This window comes from Actinomadura formosensis, assembly GCF_050948385.1.
GTDB classification, from domain to species: Bacteria; Actinomycetota; Actinomycetes; order Streptosporangiales; family Streptosporangiaceae; genus Spirillospora; species Spirillospora formosensis.
In genome coordinates this window covers 1,232,730-1,249,167 of sequence record NZ_CP192011.1, presented here as the reverse complement: position 1 = coordinate 1,249,167, position 16,438 = coordinate 1,232,730, and the positions used below count along the sequence as shown (strand labels likewise).

Genomic DNA, 16,438 nt, shown 5'->3' with positions numbered 1-16,438 from the left:
TCGCAATCCGACGGGGGCCACTGCTTTGACCGACGGTCCGCTCATCGTCCAGTCCGACAAGACGCTGCTGCTGGAGGTCGGCCACGAACTGGCCGGCGCCTGCCGCAAGGAGATCGCCCCGTTCGCCGAACTGGAACGGGCACCCGAACACGTCCACACCTACCGGGTCACGCCGCTGGCGCTGTGGAACGCGCGCGCCGCCGGCCATGACGCCGAGCAGGTCGTCGACACGCTGATCCGGTACTCGCGGTACCCCGTCCCGCACGCCCTCCTCGTGGACGTCGCCGACACGATGGCGCGGTACGGGCGGCTGCGGCTGGAGAAGGACCCGGTGCACGGGCTCGTCCTGACCTCCTCCGACCGGTCGGTGCTGGAGGAGATCCTGCGGGCCAAGAAGATCAAGGGGATGATCGGGGAGCGGGTCGGCGCCGACACGGTGATCGTCCATCCGAGCGAGCGGGGGTCGCTGAAGCAGGCGCTGCTCAAGGTCGGCTGGCCCGCCGAGGACGCCGCCGGCTACGTGGACGGCGAGGCCCACTCGATCTCCCTGGTCGAGGACGGCTGGGAGCTGCGCACCTACCAGCGGGACGCCACCTCGGCGTTCTGGCACGGCGGGTCGGGCGTCGTCGTCCTGCCGTGCGGCGCCGGGAAGACCATCGTCGGGGCCGCCGCCATGGCGCACGCGCAGGCGACCACGCTGATCCTCGTCACCAACACCGTCTCCGCGCACCAGTGGAAGCAGGAACTGCTGCGGCGCACGTCCCTCACCGAGGACGAGATCGGCGAGTACACCGGCGCCAAGAAGGAGATCCGGCCGGTCACCATCGCCACCTACCAGATCATGACGACGCGCCGGAAGGGCGCCTACACGCATCTGGAACTGTTCGACGCCCGCGACTGGGGCCTGGTCGTCTACGACGAGGTCCACCTGCTGCCCGCGCCGATCTTCCGGATGACCGCCGATCTGCAGGCCCGCCGCCGCCTCGGCCTCACCGCCACCCTCGTCCGGGAGGACGGCCGCGAAGGCGACGTGTTCTCCCTCATCGGCCCGAAACGCTACGACGCGCCCTGGAAGGACATGGAGTCCCAGGGCTGGATCGCGCCCGCCGACTGCGTCGAGGTCCGCGTCACCCTCACCGACTCCGAGCGCCTCGCCTACGCCACCGCCGAACCCGACGAGCGCTACCGCTTCTGCGCCACCACCGACACCAAAACGAAACTCATCCAGGCTCTGGTCGATCGCCATCGGGGCGAGCAGACACTGGTCATCGGTCAGTACATCGACCAGTTGGACGAACTGGGCGCCCTGCTGGACGCACCCGTCATCAAGGGCGAGACCCGCGTCCGCGAACGGGAACGGCTTTTCGACGCGTTCCGCTCGGGGGAGATCAACGTACTGGTCGTGTCGAAGGTGGCGAACTTCTCCATCGACCTGCCCGAGGCGTCCGTCGCCGTCCAGGTGTCGGGAGCCTACGGGTCACGTCAGGAGGAGGCTCAGCGTTTGGGACGCCTGCTGCGCCCCAAGGCGTCCGGGACCGGAGCACGCTTCTACGCGGTCGTCGCCCGCGACACCCTCGACCAGGACTACGCCGCCCACCGGCAACGCTTCCTGGCCGAACAGGGCTACGCCTACCGCATCGTGGACGCCGACACCATCCTCGCCGGCGACGACTTCTAACCCTGCGGGGTTGGGCGCTGCGCCAGGACAGGGCGTGGTCAAGCCTGCGGCCAGTTCCTGAGTGCGGCGTCGAGCGCGTCCAAGGTCCTCTCCCAGGAGGCTTCCACATCGCGCGGACTGTGCTGGAACGCGCCCGCGGTCTCCAGGCTCACATAGCCGTGGAACACGCTGCCCAGCATTCTCACCGCGTCGGTCTGGTCGGGTTCTGGGAGCTCATAGCCGCGCAGGATCGCCCGCGTCAGCTCCGCGTGCCGTCCCGCCGCGCTCGTGAGCGCCGTCTCCAGGTCCAGCTTCATCCGTGCCGCGGTGTACCTGCCGGGATGCCGCTTGGCGTAGTCGCGGTAGGCGCTCGCGAAGGCCACGAGCGCGTCCTTTCCGGCACGGCCGGCCACCGCGGCGGCGACCTCGTCGGCGAGTTCGACCAGGGCCAGCAGCGCCACCCGGGTCTTCAGGTCGTGGACGTTCTTGATGTGCGAGTACAGGCTGGCTTCCTTGACGCCGAACCGGCGCGCCACCGCCGCCACGGTCAGGTTGTCGAAGCCGACCTCGTCGGCCAGCTCCGCCGCCGCCCGGGTCAGGCGGTCAACGGTCACTCCCGCACGTGCCATGGGACCTTCCTATCTACCTAGACGATTAATGCGTTTGCCTAAAGGTCTTAGGAAGACTAGCGTCCCGCCCATGAGACCTGTCACTGAACACGACATCCGTGCGTCCTTCGTCAACTGCTCCAAGGGCGAGGCCAAGCGCCTAAGCCTGCCCAAGGACTTCACGGACCTGCCCTGGGACGACCTGGACTTCCTCGGGTGGCAGGATCCGGGCGCCCCGGGACGCGCCTACCTCGTCACCATGCGGGATGACGGTCTCGTCGGGATCTCGCTGCGCGTGACGGCGGGTGCGGCACGCGGCTTCACCTCGCGAAGCCTGTGCTCGCTGTGCCTGACCACGCGCACCGGCGGTGGCGTGACGCTGATGACCGCGCGCCGGACCGGCGAGGCCGGCCGCCAGGGCAACTCGGTCGGGCAGTACTTGTGCGGCGACCTCGACTGCTCGTTGTACGTGCGAGGCAAGAAGCAATCCGTTGCAGGCGGAGGGCTCGACGAATCGCTCAGTTTGGAAGAGAAGGTCGCCCGCGTCCAGACCAACCTGGATACGTTCCTGGACAAAGTGACCCGGTGAAATGAGAAGGGCCCCGCCGGTAACGGCGGGGCCCTTCCACAATATGAGTCCGGCGGTGTCCTACTCTCCCACACGGTCTCCCATGCAGTACCATCGGCGCTGAAGGGCTTAACTTCCGGGTTCGGGATGGGACCGGGTGTTTCCCCTTCGCCAAAACCACCGAACGACCAACCCCCAACACCCCACCAAACAGGGGGTGCGGGAAGACTCGTCCGAGCGTCAGGCTCGGTATTCACTTTTTGCTGCGGTACCCGGTTGTTTTCCGGGAACCACACAGGGACGCGAACAACTACACGCAACACATGCGGCGATTTGGTTTGAACGGATCATGTGTTCAAGCCACTCGGCCTATTAGTACCGGTCGACTCCACACGTCACCGCGCTTCCATCTCCGGCCTATCAACCCGGTCGTCTACCGGGGGCCTTACACCCCACAAGGGGGTGGGAGAACTCATCTTGAGGAAGGCTTCCCGCTTAGATGCTTTCAGCGGTTATCCCGACCGAACGTAGCCAACCAGCCGTGCCCCTGGCGGGACAACTGGCACACCAGAGGTCCGTCCGTCCCGGTCCTCTCGTACTAGGGACAGACCCTCACAATTCTCCTACGCGCGCAGCGGATAGGGACCGAACTGTCTCGCGACGTTCTAAACCCAGCTCGCGTGCCGCTTTAATGGGCGAACAGCCCAACCCTTGGGACCTACTCCAGCCCCAGGATGCGACGAGCCGACATCGAGGTGCCAAACCATCCCGTCGATATGGACTCTTGGGGAAGATCAGCCTGTTATCCCCGGGGTACCTTTTAGCCGTTGAGCGACACCACTTCCACACGTAGGTGCCGGATCACTAGGCCCTGCTTTCGCACCTGCTCGACACGTCCGTCTCACAGTCAAGCTCCCTTGTGCCCTTGCACTCGCCACCTGATTGCCAACCAGGCTGAGGGAACCTTTGGGCGCCTCCGTTACACTTTAGGAGGCAACCGCCCCAGTTAAACTACCCACCAGGCACTGTCCCCCACCCGGATCCACGGGTGCGGGTTAGACGCTCAAAACGACCAGAGTGGTATTTCACCAGCGACTCCACCGGCACTGGCGTGCCGGCTTCACAGTCTCCCACCTATCCTACACAAGACGCTCCAAGCGCCAATGCCAAGCTATAGTGAAGGTCCCGGGGTCTTTCCGTCCTGCTGCGCGAAACGAGCATCTTTACTCGTACTGCAATTTCGCCGGGCCTGTGGTTGAGACAGCGGGGAAGTCGTTACGCCATTCGTGCAGGTCGGAACTTACCCGACAAGGAATTTCGCTACCTTAGGATGGTTATAGTTACCACCGCCGTTTACCGGCGCTTAGATTCTCAGCTTCGACCCCCAAAAGGGATCTAACCGGTCCTCTTAACGTTCCGGCACCGGGCAGGCGTCAGTCCGTATACCGCGTCTTACGACTTCGCACGGACCTGTGTTTTTAGTAAACAGTCGCTTCCCCCTGGCCTCTGCGACCCCACCCAGCTCCCACCGCAAGGGCGTTCACCGGGCGTGGTCCCCCTTCTCCCAAAGTTACGGGGGCAATTTGCCGAGTTCCTTAACCACAGTTCACCCGATCGCCTCGGTATTCTCTACCTGACCACCTGAGTCGGTTTAGGGTACGGGCCGCCGATACACTCGCTAGAGGCTTTTCTCGACAGCATGGGATCACTCACTTCACCTAAAACGGCTCGGCATCACATCTCACCCTTGGCGGCGCACGGATTTACCTGCACACCGGGCTACATGCTTACCCCAGGACAACCATCGCCTGGGCTGAGCTACCCTCCTGCGTCACCCCATCACTCACCTACTACCCCCTCGGGCCCCACGCTCCCCGCAGACCAGGCCCGAAGGCCCAGACCACAGCTCGGGTGGTTAGCATCAGAGGGTTCAGCGTTGGCGCATACCAGCGGGTACGGGAATATCAACCCGTTGTCCATCGACTACGCCTGTCGGCCTCGCCTTAGGTCCCGACTTACCCTGGGCGGATTAGCCTGCCCCAGGAACCCTTGGTCATTCGGCGCACACGTTTCTCACGTGTGACTCGCTACTCATGCCTGCATTCTCACTCCCACAGCCTCCACCACTCGATCACTCGGCGGCTTCACCGGCTGCAGGACGCTCCCCTACCCATCAACACATCACATGTCAATGCCACGGCTTCGGCGGTGTGCTTGAGCCCCGCTACATTGTCGGCGCGGAATCACTTGACCAGTGAGCTATTACGCACTCTTTCAAGGATGGCTGCTTCTAAGCCAACCTCCTGGTTGTCACGGCAACTCCACATCCTTTCCCACTTAGCACACGCTTAGGGGCCTTAGCCGATGATCTGGGCTGTTTCCCTCTCGACTACGAAGCTTATCCCCCGCAGTCTCACTGCCACGCTCTCACTTACCGGCATTCGGAGTTTGGCTGACGTCAGTAACCTTGTAGGGCCCATCAGCCATCCAGTAGCTCTACCTCCGGCAAGAAACACGCGACGCTGCACCTAAATGCATTTCGGGGAGAACCAGCTATCACGGAGTTTGATTGGCCTTTCACCCCTAACCACAGGTCATCCCCCAGGTTTTCAACCCTGGTGGGTTCGGGCCTCCACACCGTCTTACCGGCGCTTCACCCTGCCCATGGCTAGATCACCCCGCTTCGGGTCTACAGCATGCGACTGAAAACGCCCTATTCAGACTCGCTTTCGCTACGGCTACCCGCCACCGGTTAACCTCGCCACACACCATAACTCGCAGGCTCATTCTTCAAAAGGCACGCCATCACGAACACCACCCGAAGGCAGTGAGGACGCTCTGACGGCTTGTAGGCACACGGTTTCAGGTACTATTTCACGACCCCTCACCGGGGCACTTTTCACCTTTCCCTCACGGTACTGGTCCGCTATCGGTCATCAGGAAGTATTCAGCCTTACCACGTGGTCGTGGCAGATTCACACGGGATTTCACGGGCCCCGTGCTACTCGGGAACACACCCAAGAGACGTCATGATTTCACCTACCGGGCTCTCACCGTCTACGGCCGGCCATCCCATACCGTTCGGCTATCACAACATTTTGTAACTCTCCGACCCAGCGGCAGCTAGATCAAGGCGGTCCCACAACCCCGCACACGCAACACCTGCCGGCTATCACACGCGCACGGTTTAGGCTCCTCCGCTTTCGCTCACCACTACTCACGGAATCACTATTGTTTTCTCTTCCTGCGGGTACTGAGATGTTTCACTTCCCCGCGTTCCCACCAACCTGCCTATACATTCAGCAGGCGGCGACACCCCATGACGGGTGCCAGGTTTCCCCATTCGGAAATCCCCGGATCAAAGTCTGGTTGCCGACTCCCCGAGGCATATCGCAGGCTCCCACGTCCTTCATCGGCTCCTGATGCCAAGGCATCCACCGTATGCCCTTAAAAACTTGAACACACGAAACGATCAAAACAAATCGCAGACAAGAACACGATCCAAAGACCGCATTCTCGCCAGAGATGCTCGCGTCCACTGTGCAGTTCTCAAAAAACAACCGGGCCCACCAGACCCCCACCCCCGCAAAGGAGCGCGGCGTCTGGTCCCGCAGTCCGAGGCCACCGGGCTTACGCCCGTTCCCTCAGGACCCAACAGCGTGTCCACCAGCCCGCGCACCCGAAGCTCGCCGTTCCCACTCCCCGGTCACCCGGGGCGGTACTAGCCGAGCCGCATACGCGGCCTGCTGAGTAACCAGTGCTCCACATCTATGAGCAGCCACCTGACGGACGTGCGCCGTCAACGGCGGCCACCGACCCAGACACCCCTAAAGAGGTCGCCTGAGCCAGTCGATGCTCCTTAGAAAGGAGGTGATCCAGCCGCACCTTCCGGTACGGCTACCTTGTTACGACTTCGTCCCAATCGCCGGCCCCACCTTCGACCGCTCCCCCCACACAAGGTGGTTGGGCCACGGGCTTCGGGTGTTGCCGACTTTCGTGACGTGACGGGCGGTGTGTACAAGGCCCGGGAACGTATTCACCGCAGCGTTGCTGATCTGCGATTACTAGCGACTCCGACTTCACGAAGTCGAGTTGCAGACTTCGATCCGAACTGAGACCGGCTTTAAGGGATTCGCTCCACCTCACGGTATCGCAGCCCTCTGTACCGGCCATTGTAGCATGTTTGCAGCCCAAGACATAAGGGGCATGATGACTTGACGTCATCCCCACCTTCCTCCGAGTTGACCCCGGCGGTCTCCCATGAGTCCCCACCATTACGTGCTGGCAACATGGAACGAGGGTTGCGCTCGTTGCGGGACTTAACCCAACATCTCACGACACGAGCTGACGACAGCCATGCACCACCTGTCACCGGCCCAAAAAGGACCCACCATCTCTGATGGTTTTCCGGCAATGTCAAGCCTTGGTAAGGTTCTTCGCGTTGCGTCGAATTAAGCAACATGCTCCGCCGCTTGTGCGGGCCCCCGTCAATTCCTTTGAGTTTTAGCCTTGCGGCCGTACTCCCCAGGCGGGGCGCTTAATGCGTTAGCTGCGGCGCGGAATCCGTGGAAGGACCCCACACCTAGCGCCCAACGTTTACGGCGTGGACTACCAGGGTATCTAATCCTGTTCGCTCCCCACGCTTTCGCTCCTCAGCGTCAGTACAGGCCCAGAGAACCGCCTTCGCCACCGGTGTTCCTCCCGATATCTGCGCATTTCACCGCTACACCGGGAATTCCGTTCTCCCCTACCTGCCTCTAGTCTGCCCGTATCCACCGCAGACCCACGGTTAAGCCGTGGGCTTTCACGACGGACGCAACAAACCGCCTACGAGCTCTTTACGCCCAATAATTCCGGACAACGCTTGCGCCCTACGTATTACCGCGGCTGCTGGCACGTAGTTAGCCGGCGCTTCTTCTGCAGGTACCGTCACGTTAGCTTCGTCCCTGCTGAAAGAGGTTTACAACCCGAAGGCCGTCATCCCCCACGCGGCGTCGCTGCGTCAGGCTTCCGCCCATTGCGCAATATTCCCCACTGCTGCCTCCCGTAGGAGTCTGGGCCGTGTCTCAGTCCCAGTGTGACCGGTCGCCCTCTCAGGCCGGTTACCCGTCGTCGCCTTGGTAGGCCATCACCCCACCAACAAGCTGATAGGCCGCGAGCCCATCCCCAACCGAAAAACTTTCCACCACCACCAGATGCCCGGAGTGGTCATATCCGGTATTAGACCCAGTTTCCCGGGCTTATCCCAGAGTCAGGGGCAGGTTGCTCACGTGTTACTCACCCGTTCGCCGCTCGAGTACCCCCGAAGGGGCCTTTCCGCTCGACTTGCATGTGTTAAGCACGCCGCCAGCGTTCGTCCTGAGCCAGGATCAAACTCTCCATTAAGGTCCAACGACCACACCAGGGCACAAACCCCGGCAGGCCAAACCTTGAAGAAAATCCCAGCACACACAACCCCCAAGAGGGCCGTGTATTGCCTCAAAGAAATCCCCACCACCCCCACAAAAGAGGATGGCCACGGGGCGACCCGGCCAAAAAGGCCGGGCCGATAAAGGCACTGGCTTTTAACACGCTGTTGAGTTCTCAAGAAACGGACACCCACCGCACTGGATCCGCTTTCGCGTTTCCCGCTCCGGGGCGACTCACTTACTTTATCGGATCCGGCCGGCTTGTCAATTTCCGGCTTTCTCCGATAACACCCTTCCGACGCCGCTTTCGCGGCTTCTTCCGAGCGGTGGAGCTATTTCATCAGATCCGGCCCGATTGTCAAACCGCGCCTTTTCCGACCCACCACGGCACAGCAGACACGGCTCAGCCGCGTCGGCGGGTTCGTTGGTGGTTTCCCCCGGGCCGGCCGCCGTCAGGCGTCCTGCTCCCCGTGGGGCGAAGTGAACAGTATGCCCACGAGGCGGGGACGTCAAACCGACTTGCCCGGACGGATCGCCACAGATCGGTCGGCCGAACGGCCGGGACACACGCCCAGCACTCGTTCTACCTTGGGTTTTGCTCCGGCCGTCCCGTAGCACCCACTTCAAGAACGTGCTCCGAACCGCCAATGTTTCTTTTCGGCAACATCGGCGGACAGCGCGCCTTACGACTTGGCCAGGTATCCACCGACGAAGAGAACCGCCTCGGCGAAGACCCAGATGAAGGCCGCCATGGTGAGAAGTGTGTCCAGCCGGTCGGGCCTGCGCCGGACACCGCCCCAGGCCCACGCGGTGACGGCGACGGCCACGGCCAGCACGGCGGCGGGGGACGACAGCCGGACCGCAGCGTCGAAGCCCGCACCGCATCCCGGGTCGCGAAGGTCGTCCTCGCCACAGAACGCCGTCTCGCCCCACCCGCCGAAAGCGGAGAAGAGCCATAGGAGGGCCAGCGCGCAGTTCGCGATCGTCGGAATGGCCGGCGAGATCCACCAGCTCTTCGAACGTCCCGACATGGCCTGCACGACCGGACGGTACCTCGCATCGCGGAAGCCGTGAAGGCCCATCCGGGAACCGCCGGCAGGGTCAGGTGATCTCTTTGGCCTCGTGGAGGTTCATGTCCATGACGATCGCCGTCATGGCCGCCATCGTCCGCAACGGCTCCGGGACGGGATCGAAGATCTCGGTCTCGTACTTGTCCGCCGTGGTCAGCAGGTGCGTGGCGAGCCCGGCCCACTTCTTGCGCACGTGCGCGACCTTGCCACTGTCGGCGTCCTTCACCTGGAAGTTGGTGCGCGGCACATCGACCTCCACCGAGCCGATCAGCGTCCCGTCATCGTCGTAGATGACGTAGCGGCGCCCGACCCGTTCGGTGACGAACGAGCCGATGCGTTCACCGTCCGGCTTGAGGATCTCGGTGTACTCCCGCCCGCTCTGCTTGTCCACCATGAGCAGTGGTTCACCGTCCGGTGTGGTCAGCAGGACGGCCCGGGCATCAAGGTTCGACTTGCCGGGGACGAGCCCCCGCATTTCGGCACGGCCATCGTCCTTCGTCTGGCCCGCAATGGCGAGGACGATCCCATCGCCGTCCATCACCTTGTACCGCGACTTGGCGAACGGCCCCCTGCGAGGCTGTTCGACCTTGAGCACCGGGGAGCGGAACACTTCGCTCACGTGTTCTCCTGCCTCGTCGGCCGCATACGCGGGCACCTCACCGTTCACCCTGCCGACGTCCTCACGTTTTCGCGCGGCACGCCGTCCAACCGGCGATCCTGCCAAGCCGCGGGCACTCAAGGGAAGTAGTTTCCGCATCCGATCGCCACGGCGGAACCGATCGACAGCACGCCTAAAACCGGCTGGCCTGCGCGATTACGAACCGGGTTGGCCACCCCGGACACACTCTTCTGCCAGTCCGGGCACCATGGCCAACCTACGGACGCGGCTGGCGGCGACCGGACGGCACGCACGAAGGGTGCGGCTCTCCCTACCCCGGCAGGTCCGGCACCCCGCCGGCTCAGCACGTCCCCTCCTGCCGATCACCTCGGTGAGTCAGCGGACCGAACCACCCCTGGAGGAGGCGGTCAATGACCTGCGCGGCGTGCTCGGTGTTGTCTCCGCAGTGGCCCAGGAAGCCGCGCGGAACCTCATGGATCCACCACCGACCACCCGGCCCTGCCAGGACACTCAACGTGGTCACGGCACCGTCAACGCCGTGGACCTGGAGCAGCGGGGCACGGGCCGGGGCCACCGTCCGCACGCAGCGCCACCCTCGCCGCTCCAGCGCGACCGCCAGTGCGTCCAGGTACCGCCCCACCGCGTCACGGTTCCGCAGGGTGCGCCACTTCACCATCTGGAAACGGGCCTTGCGGCGCAGCTGGTAGCCGGTCAGGGAAGCTTGGCCCACGTGACCTTGCCGCCCTCGTTGAGGGGACGGACGCCCCACGCCCGCACCAGCTCGGCCACAAGCATCAGGCCCCGGCCGGACGTCGCGGCGTAGTTCTCCGACCGGACCACCGGCAACCCCTCTCCGCCGTCCCACACCTCCACAACCACCAGCCCGTCGCGCTCGTCGCGGAACACCCGCACGACGATCGACCCCTGCCCGTGCCGGTAGGAGTTCGTGACCAGCTCGCACACCACGAGCCGCCCCACGTAGTCGTCCTCGATCCCCCACTCCGCGAACCGCGCGGCCAGAAACCGCCGCGCGAGCCCCGGCGCCTGATCATTCGGATCGAGGACCAGCGTGGGGGTCTCGGGGGCCAGTGCAGTGGGCATCGCCATCACCTCCGTGTCCAGGTGAGATGTGTGTTAACCACGACACAGAGTCAGCCCGTCACGCTAAGTTGGCATGCGTACTCAGCGGATTCGTAACAACACGGAACGTGGAGCCCCTCCCCCATGGCCACCAACGAATCACCCGATCCCAAAGGCAGCATGTGGGCTTTCATCGCCTACTACCTGCGTTTCTGCCGCAACCAGCGAGGACTGTCGGGCGAAGCGGTAGGACGGATCGTCAACGCGAGCAAGGCGACCGTTTCACGCATCGAGAACGGCATAGACCGCCTGGACGGACCACGCGCCGCCCTCCTCGACAAGGCGTGGGAGACCGGCGGGGTCTTCTCCCTCCTGGTCTGGTACGCCAGCATCGGCCACGACCCCCAGTGGCTCGCCCAACTCTCGACCTTCGAGCAGCGAGCCCGCATCATCCGGATCTTCGAGCCGCTCGTGATCTCCGGTCTGCTCCAGACCGAGGAGTACGCCCGGGCGCTCCTGATAGGTGGCGGCATGCCCGACCCCGAGCCGTTCGTCACTGAGCGAATAGAACGCCAAGGCGTTCTCGACCGCGCGTTCGTCATGGTGCTCCTGAGCGAGGCGGCTTTGCGATGGCCGGTGGGAAGCCCTCGGATCATGCGAGAACAGCTCGCACACGTTCTCGAAGTAGCAGAGCATCCGAACGTCGTCGTGCACGTAATCCCGCAGACCTTCGAGACCGGCGCCTACCCGGGCCTGGACGGCGGCGTGAAGCTCGTCACGGGTGATGATTTCGGCGAGGTTGCCTACACCGAGTCGCTCGGCGGCGGACGGCTTATATCGTCTCCAGTAGAGGTCGCAGATTACGCGATCTTGTTCGCACGGATCAGTGCGAAGGCTCTCCCCGAGCACAGGTCCAAGGACCTGATCACGAAGGCTATGGAGGCGTTCAGTGAGCACGACATGGCGCAAGAGCAGTCACAGCGGAACCCAGGGCGGAAGTGACTGCGTAGAGGTGGGCCGTTTCCCCCAGGCAATCGCCCTCCGCGACTCCAAAGACCCCAACGGCCCCAAACTCCTCATCACACGCAACCACTTCGCAGCCCTGGTCACCGACCTGAAGCGTTAGCTTCACATGGCCCTGGCCCTGGCCCTGCCTGGGCCAGGGCTTTGGAGCATGGGATGACGGCCCCTTTTCATCTTCGGGTGGTTTCGTAGTTCTGCAGGACGGTGATGGCCTTGACCAGGTGGCCGGCCTTGCTGGGACCGCAGCGGAGCTTGCGGAGGATTCGCCATGATTTGAGCTGGGCGTTTGCGCATTCGCCGGGGCCGCGGAGCTTGGCGTGCGCCAGGTTGGCCTGCTTCTGCGACTCGGGCTTGTCCTTGCCCTTGCAGGGCGTGATGACGACCGAGGCCTCGGCACCTTGGTAGGCCTTGTCGGCCAGGGTGAGGATTCCCGCCTTCTCCAGTTCGCGCAGGATGCCCCACACGCGGGCGGCGGTCAGATCGTGGATCTTGCCGGGCATCGCCCCCGAGGTCCACAGGATCGTCCCGTCCGGGCCGGCGATCACCTGCACGTTCATCCCGTGCACCCGGTGCTTGCCGGAGAAGTGGGGGCGGTTGCCTTCACCCGGTCGGTGTGGATCAGCGTGCCGTCCAGAACCAGGTGCGTCAGCCCGTCGGTCCCGGCCTTGCGCAACGCGGCCCACAGCTTGGGGGAACGCGCCGACAGCAGCGCGACGATCTCCTCGACGTAGCGCCAGGCGGTGGCGACCGACACCCCGAAACCCGCGGCGGCCTCGGCGAACGTCTCGCCCTTGCGCAGGTGCACCAGCGCCAGCACCAGGAGAGCCTGCCGGCCGGGGTTCAGCAGCCGCCACCGTGACCTGATCGCCCGGCGATGGCGACGGACGATCCCCGCCACGTAGTTCAGCGTCGGACGCGGAACCCCGGCTATGACAAATGCCGTTATACCGGCCCCGGGAAACCCGTAAGGTGTCCGCTCCGACCAGCGGAGAAGATTATTGAGGTCTCGCGACGCGATCGGCGATCGTCTGGCTGATGCGGTCGAGGTCGGCGGGAGAAATCAGTGTTCCCTTCGATTGCAAGATGATGAAGAATGTCAGTGCGGCAGTGCAAATATCGGCTTGTGAACGTGGAAGCACACAGCTGATCGACCTGGTCGTGTGGCCACCGTCGAGGCTCAGGGTTTGGGCTTCCGTGTTGATGGAACCACCGGCGACGGAAACCTGCGCGTTGACGTAGAATTTCGGGGTGTTGGTCGGGATGGCATCTGTGGTTCCTTCGTCGCGTTGTGCGCAGTCCGTGACATGGAGAAGCCCGTTCAGTTCGGATGCGTCCTTGCCGAAGGCGCTACAGGCGGCTTCGGCTTGGACGCTCGTACTTCCGGGAAGATAGTTCGCGCTCACTTGTGGACCGGCTTTGGGATCCCCCTGGATCGCATCTTCGCCCACGAAGGCCCACATGCCTGCTGAGAGCCCCGGGTAGGAGTTGTCACAGGGCAGTCCCGCCGGTCCGATGAGGTACTGCGCTGTCCCGTACATGCCCGCCCCGTAGACCTGGGCCCCCGCAGGAAGCCTGACCTGGCCAGGCAGACGCACCGTGGAGGAAACAGGGTCCGGATGTGGCAAGCCGGGCTGCTTGGGGGTACAGAGCTTCGCCGTGACGACCTGCGCGGGCAGTGTGATCGTCTTGGGATCGGCCGAGGTGGGCAGCGTGAACTTTCTGAGCGTCGCCGTGAGGTCTGCTGGGTTGCTGACGAAGGCGGATCGCTGGTCTCCGCCGCCCGCGGTGGCGAGCTGGGTCAGGGCGGCCCGGTCACGTGTTGGGACCTTGTAGCCGATGAACCGTAAACTCAGATCCACCCCGACCTCTTCGGCCCGTTTCTGGACAGCGGCGCGGAGGACGGCGGGATTGGACGTACATGCGTCGATGCCATGGCTGGTCACGATGACGATGCGGTTGCCGTCGCGTCCGCGGAACGGGTAACGGCTGGAGAAGTCGTCGATAGCGGCAAGGATCCCGCTGCCCAAGGTGACCTGGCCGCCGGAGGCGAGTGTCCGGGCGGCTCTACCGATCTTCTGCCGGTTCCCGATGCCGCTGCCCACCACCTCAGCAGTGTTTCCAGGGTCGGCGCAGGTACCGCCGAAACGGCGCAGCGCCATGGCGTCACCGCCCCCCGCATTATCCGCCGTGGCGACGACCGCGGTGCGCACCGCGGCGAAGTCGGCCGAATCGGTCGCGGAAGTGTCGATCAACAAAGTCGTGCGGTATCCCGGAACGAACTGGACGACCACGAAGACAATGGCCCCGACCGTCATCGCAACCACCAGGATCAGCGCCCAGACCAGGCGTCGCCGACGCGATGGACGCCGCCGGGTGGTGGCCTCGGTCATGACCGGCCCCCCGGAGCGGCGGCGCGCAGCGTGTTCAGAGCATCGGTCAGGGCGTTCGCCCTCGCGTTGTAGGTCGTCACGGCTGTCCGGTAGGCGGCCAACTCGCTCTCGTGTGACCGGCCTGCTCGGGCGGCCTCCAGTAGATCCCTCCCGGAGGCGACCACGCGCCGCTGCTGCGCACGCAGTTGTCTGGCCTTCACGTAAGTGTCCCGCGCCTGGGCGGTCTTGGCCCTGCTCTCAAGGCCGTCCAACGGCCCGGTGACGTTCACCGACCCGGCCCGGTCCAGATGGCGCTCAGCGGAATCGAAGCGGCCCTCGTCGATGGCGGTACGGGCCGCCTCAACCTGGCTGACAGCCGGATTGAGAACATCGATAACCTGCTTTGCCTCCCGCAGGACGGGCTGGGTGTTGGTGAGCCACTCCAAGGCGGCGTTCAACTTGGCCGGATCGTCGGCGAACACCGGGTCCCCCGCCTGTACTCCCGCGGCGATCTGCTCTAACCGTGTCCGCTGGGCGTGGGGAACTTGGTAACCGACCACCTTGAAGTCCACTTTCAGACCCGCTGCCTTAATCCGCTCCTGAATCTCGCGCTGGACGAAGGCACTGTCGTCGTCACAGGCGTCGGCACCATGCCGGGTCACCACGATGATTCGGTTGACCTGCGTCGCCCGCTGGTCAGCTCCCCATGCCAGCGTTTTGGAGAAATCGTTCACCGCCTCGACGATGCCGCGCAGCAACGTCGCCTCGCCGGTCGGACTGACCTTGGTGGCGGCATGCGTGATCTGCTGCCGGTTGCCGGTACCGAAACCCACCAACTGAGTGGTGGCATCGTCGGTACCGCACTGACCGCCGAAGGCCCTCAGCGACAACACATCGTCTTCCCCCGCGTTCCCCACCGCCTTTGACAATGAGGCGGCGATCGCCTCCGGGCCGCCCGCCGCCGCGGTCGCGTCGATGAGGAACTGGGTCTTGTACGCAGGCGCGAACATGGGCCGCACCCACTTCCACCCGACCCATCCTCCGCCGATGAGCACTGCCAAGGCCATGGTGATGAACACCGCGTTGCGGACCCCCCGGGACATAGAGACATTGAGGAAATGTAGATTTCCGGCTGCCTGTATCACCTGACTGTGGCCTGAGGCAGTCGCCTCTAGCCGGGTACCCGAGTTCTCCGGCGCATCGCCGGGCTTCTGCGCGGAGCTCATTTCTCGTTGAGGTCTCGGCCGGCCTGTTTCACAATACTGTGCCCCGACGCCTTGGCCTTCAGTTGCACGTCGGCCTCAGTTGGCCTCCGGCTCGACGAGCCGTCCCGATCGGCCTGGTGGTCGGAACGGCGGGACGCCACGGCTCCGAAGACCGCCAGTGCCAGACCGGCAACCCCCACCGTCGCACCGACCCACCCCAACGTGTCGTCCAAGCGGAAACCCACCCGGCCCCAGTACGCCGCCATGCCGACTGCAGCAGCCACCATGATCGAAGCCCCAACCCAAACAAATAAACCTCTTGTCATGTCTGACATCATGAACCAGCAATCAAGATCAGATCTGGTGATCAATTAAAGAGGGTGTCCTGTGACTGGCCAAAAGTGGACTGATCCTTTTCATTCTCGGGCGGGGCAGTTGATCACAGCGTGATCGCAAGTTGATGGAGTGCCCTCGGATGCAGAGAAGCCCCTGGTAGACGGGTTGATCACCACAACCCACACCGTCTCACCAGGAGCTTCTGCATGCTGTTCTACCGTGCCGCTGTGGATTTGTCGCGTCCGACGCTGAACTACGTGGCGGGGATCGTCCCGGCGCCATCGCCGGGCGATCAGGTCACGGTGGCGGCTGCTGAACCCCGGCCGGTAGGCTCTCCCGCTGCTGGTGCACCTGCGCAAAGGCGAGACGTTCGCCGAGGCCACCGCGGGCTCGGGGTATCGGTGGCCACCGCCCGGCGCTACGTCGAGGAGATCGTCGCGCTGCTGTCGGCGCGTTCACCCAAGCTGCGGGCCGCGTTGCGCAAGGCCAGACCGA

General features: G+C 64.1%; 12 protein-coding genes, 3 rRNA genes and 2 pseudogenes. 5 read left to right on the top strand and 12 right to left on the bottom strand.

Annotated features, from left to right (window positions below):
- The first annotated feature begins 25 nt into the window (after window positions 1–25).
- Complete coding sequence (locus ACQP1N_RS05915; RefSeq protein WP_067805251.1) at window positions 26–1,678, top strand: DNA repair helicase XPB; 1,653 nt, start codon at window positions 26–28, stop codon at window positions 1,676–1,678.
- A 38-nt stretch (window positions 1,679–1,716) separates the two neighbouring features.
- Here the strand turns inward: ACQP1N_RS05915 and ACQP1N_RS05910 are convergent, their stop codons facing one another.
- The gene (locus ACQP1N_RS05910) at window positions 1,717–2,286 is read right to left on the bottom strand and encodes a TetR/AcrR family transcriptional regulator (RefSeq protein ID WP_433229513.1); all 570 of its coding nucleotides are present in this window, start codon (window positions 2,284–2,286) and stop codon (window positions 1,717–1,719) included.
- Between the two features lie 70 nt (window positions 2,287–2,356).
- Here ACQP1N_RS05910 and ACQP1N_RS05905 point away from each other — a divergent pair, with 70 nt between their 5' ends.
- On the top strand, window positions 2,357–2,854 hold the full coding sequence (locus tag ACQP1N_RS05905; protein WP_067805257.1) for an FBP domain-containing protein: 498 nt from the start codon (window positions 2,357–2,359) through the stop codon (window positions 2,852–2,854).
- Between the two features lie 47 nt (window positions 2,855–2,901).
- Here the strand turns inward: ACQP1N_RS05905 and rrf are convergent.
- The 7 genes from rrf to ACQP1N_RS05870 form a co-directional block, all read right to left on the bottom strand.
- Window positions 2,902–3,018: ribosomal RNA gene (gene rrf / locus ACQP1N_RS05900) — 5S ribosomal RNA — on the bottom strand.
- A 166-nt stretch (window positions 3,019–3,184) separates the two neighbouring features.
- A 23S ribosomal RNA gene (locus tag ACQP1N_RS05895) occupies window positions 3,185–6,294 on the bottom strand.
- Window positions 6,295–6,696: 402 nt separating this feature from the next.
- Window positions 6,697–8,218, bottom strand: a 16S ribosomal RNA gene (locus tag ACQP1N_RS05890).
- Together the 16S, 23S and 5S rRNA genes form the textbook arrangement of a ribosomal RNA operon.
- 706 nt (window positions 8,219–8,924) lie before the next feature.
- The gene (locus tag ACQP1N_RS05885; RefSeq protein WP_433229511.1) at window positions 8,925–9,281 is read right to left on the bottom strand and encodes a hypothetical protein; all 357 of its coding nucleotides are present in this window, start codon (window positions 9,279–9,281) and stop codon (window positions 8,925–8,927) included.
- Between the two features lie 61 nt (window positions 9,282–9,342).
- Window positions 9,343–9,930 carry a phospholipid scramblase-related protein gene (locus ACQP1N_RS05880; protein ID WP_433229510.1) on the bottom strand — a complete coding sequence of 196 codons (588 nt, stop codon included), beginning with the start codon at window positions 9,928–9,930 and terminating at the stop codon, window positions 9,343–9,345.
- A 340-nt stretch (window positions 9,931–10,270) separates the two neighbouring features.
- Window positions 10,271–10,660, bottom strand: a complete 390-nt coding sequence (locus ACQP1N_RS05875; RefSeq protein ID WP_433229508.1) for a hypothetical protein — start codon at window positions 10,658–10,660, stop codon at window positions 10,271–10,273.
- Entirely contained in the window at window positions 10,642–11,031 is a 390-nt protein-coding gene (locus ACQP1N_RS05870) for an ATP-binding protein (protein ID WP_433229506.1), read from the bottom strand. The genes ACQP1N_RS05875 and ACQP1N_RS05870 overlap by 19 nt, the downstream gene beginning before the upstream one ends.
- A 123-nt stretch (window positions 11,032–11,154) precedes the next feature.
- Here ACQP1N_RS05870 and ACQP1N_RS05865 point away from each other — a divergent pair, with 123 nt between their 5' ends.
- Window positions 11,155–12,012, top strand: a complete 858-nt coding sequence (locus ACQP1N_RS05865; RefSeq protein ID WP_433229505.1) for a helix-turn-helix domain-containing protein — start codon at window positions 11,155–11,157, stop codon at window positions 12,010–12,012.
- On the top strand, window positions 11,960–12,136 hold the full coding sequence (locus ACQP1N_RS05860; protein WP_084263104.1) for a DUF397 domain-containing protein: 177 nt from the start codon (window positions 11,960–11,962) through the stop codon (window positions 12,134–12,136). The genes ACQP1N_RS05865 and ACQP1N_RS05860 overlap by 53 nt, the downstream gene beginning before the upstream one ends.
- A gap of 67 nt (window positions 12,137–12,203) precedes the next feature.
- Here the strand turns inward: ACQP1N_RS05860 and ACQP1N_RS05855 are convergent.
- From ACQP1N_RS05855 to ACQP1N_RS05840, 4 genes and pseudogenes are all read right to left on the bottom strand, one after another.
- A pseudogene (locus ACQP1N_RS05855) lies at window positions 12,204–12,979 on the bottom strand (transposase family protein).
- Between the two features lie 49 nt (window positions 12,980–13,028).
- The gene (locus tag ACQP1N_RS05850) at window positions 13,029–14,423 is read right to left on the bottom strand and encodes a hypothetical protein (protein ID WP_131732321.1); all 1,395 of its coding nucleotides are present in this window, start codon (window positions 14,421–14,423) and stop codon (window positions 13,029–13,031) included.
- The gene (locus tag ACQP1N_RS05845) at window positions 14,420–15,628 is read right to left on the bottom strand and encodes a hypothetical protein (RefSeq protein ID WP_433229503.1); all 1,209 of its coding nucleotides are present in this window, start codon (window positions 15,626–15,628) and stop codon (window positions 14,420–14,422) included. Before ACQP1N_RS05845 ends, ACQP1N_RS05850 begins: the two co-directional genes overlap by 4 nt.
- A complete protein-coding gene (locus ACQP1N_RS05840) occupies window positions 15,625–15,978 on the bottom strand; it encodes a hypothetical protein (protein WP_131732323.1) in 354 nt (117 codons plus the stop codon). Before ACQP1N_RS05840 ends, ACQP1N_RS05845 begins: the two co-directional genes overlap by 4 nt.
- A gap of 171 nt (window positions 15,979–16,149) precedes the next feature.
- Between ACQP1N_RS05840 and ACQP1N_RS05835 the strand changes: the two are divergent.
- Window positions 16,150–16,434, top strand: a pseudogene (locus tag ACQP1N_RS05835) (IS5/IS1182 family transposase); the annotation flags it as partial.
- Window positions 16,435–16,438 lie beyond the last annotated feature (4 nt).

Bases quoted from the DNA above. Each gene is read 5' to 3' on its own strand.
- ACQP1N_RS05870 (WP_433229506.1), bottom strand. From the start codon at position 11,031: ATGCCCACTGCACTGGCCCCCGAGACCCCCACGCTGGTCCTCGATCCG.
- ACQP1N_RS05845 (WP_433229503.1), bottom strand. From the start codon at position 15,628: ATGAGCTCCGCGCAGAAGCCCGGCGATGCGCCGGAGAACTCGGGTACC.
- ACQP1N_RS05905 (WP_067805257.1), top strand. From the start codon at position 2,357: ATGAGACCTGTCACTGAACACGACATCCGTGCGTCCTTCGTCAACTGC.
- ACQP1N_RS05865 (WP_433229505.1), top strand. From the start codon at position 11,155: ATGGCCACCAACGAATCACCCGATCCCAAAGGCAGCATGTGGGCTTTC.
- ACQP1N_RS05910 (WP_433229513.1), bottom strand. From the start codon at position 2,286: ATGGCACGTGCGGGAGTGACCGTTGACCGCCTGACCCGGGCGGCGGCG.
- ACQP1N_RS05850 (WP_131732321.1), bottom strand. From the start codon at position 14,423: ATGACCGAGGCCACCACCCGGCGGCGTCCATCGCGTCGGCGACGCCTG.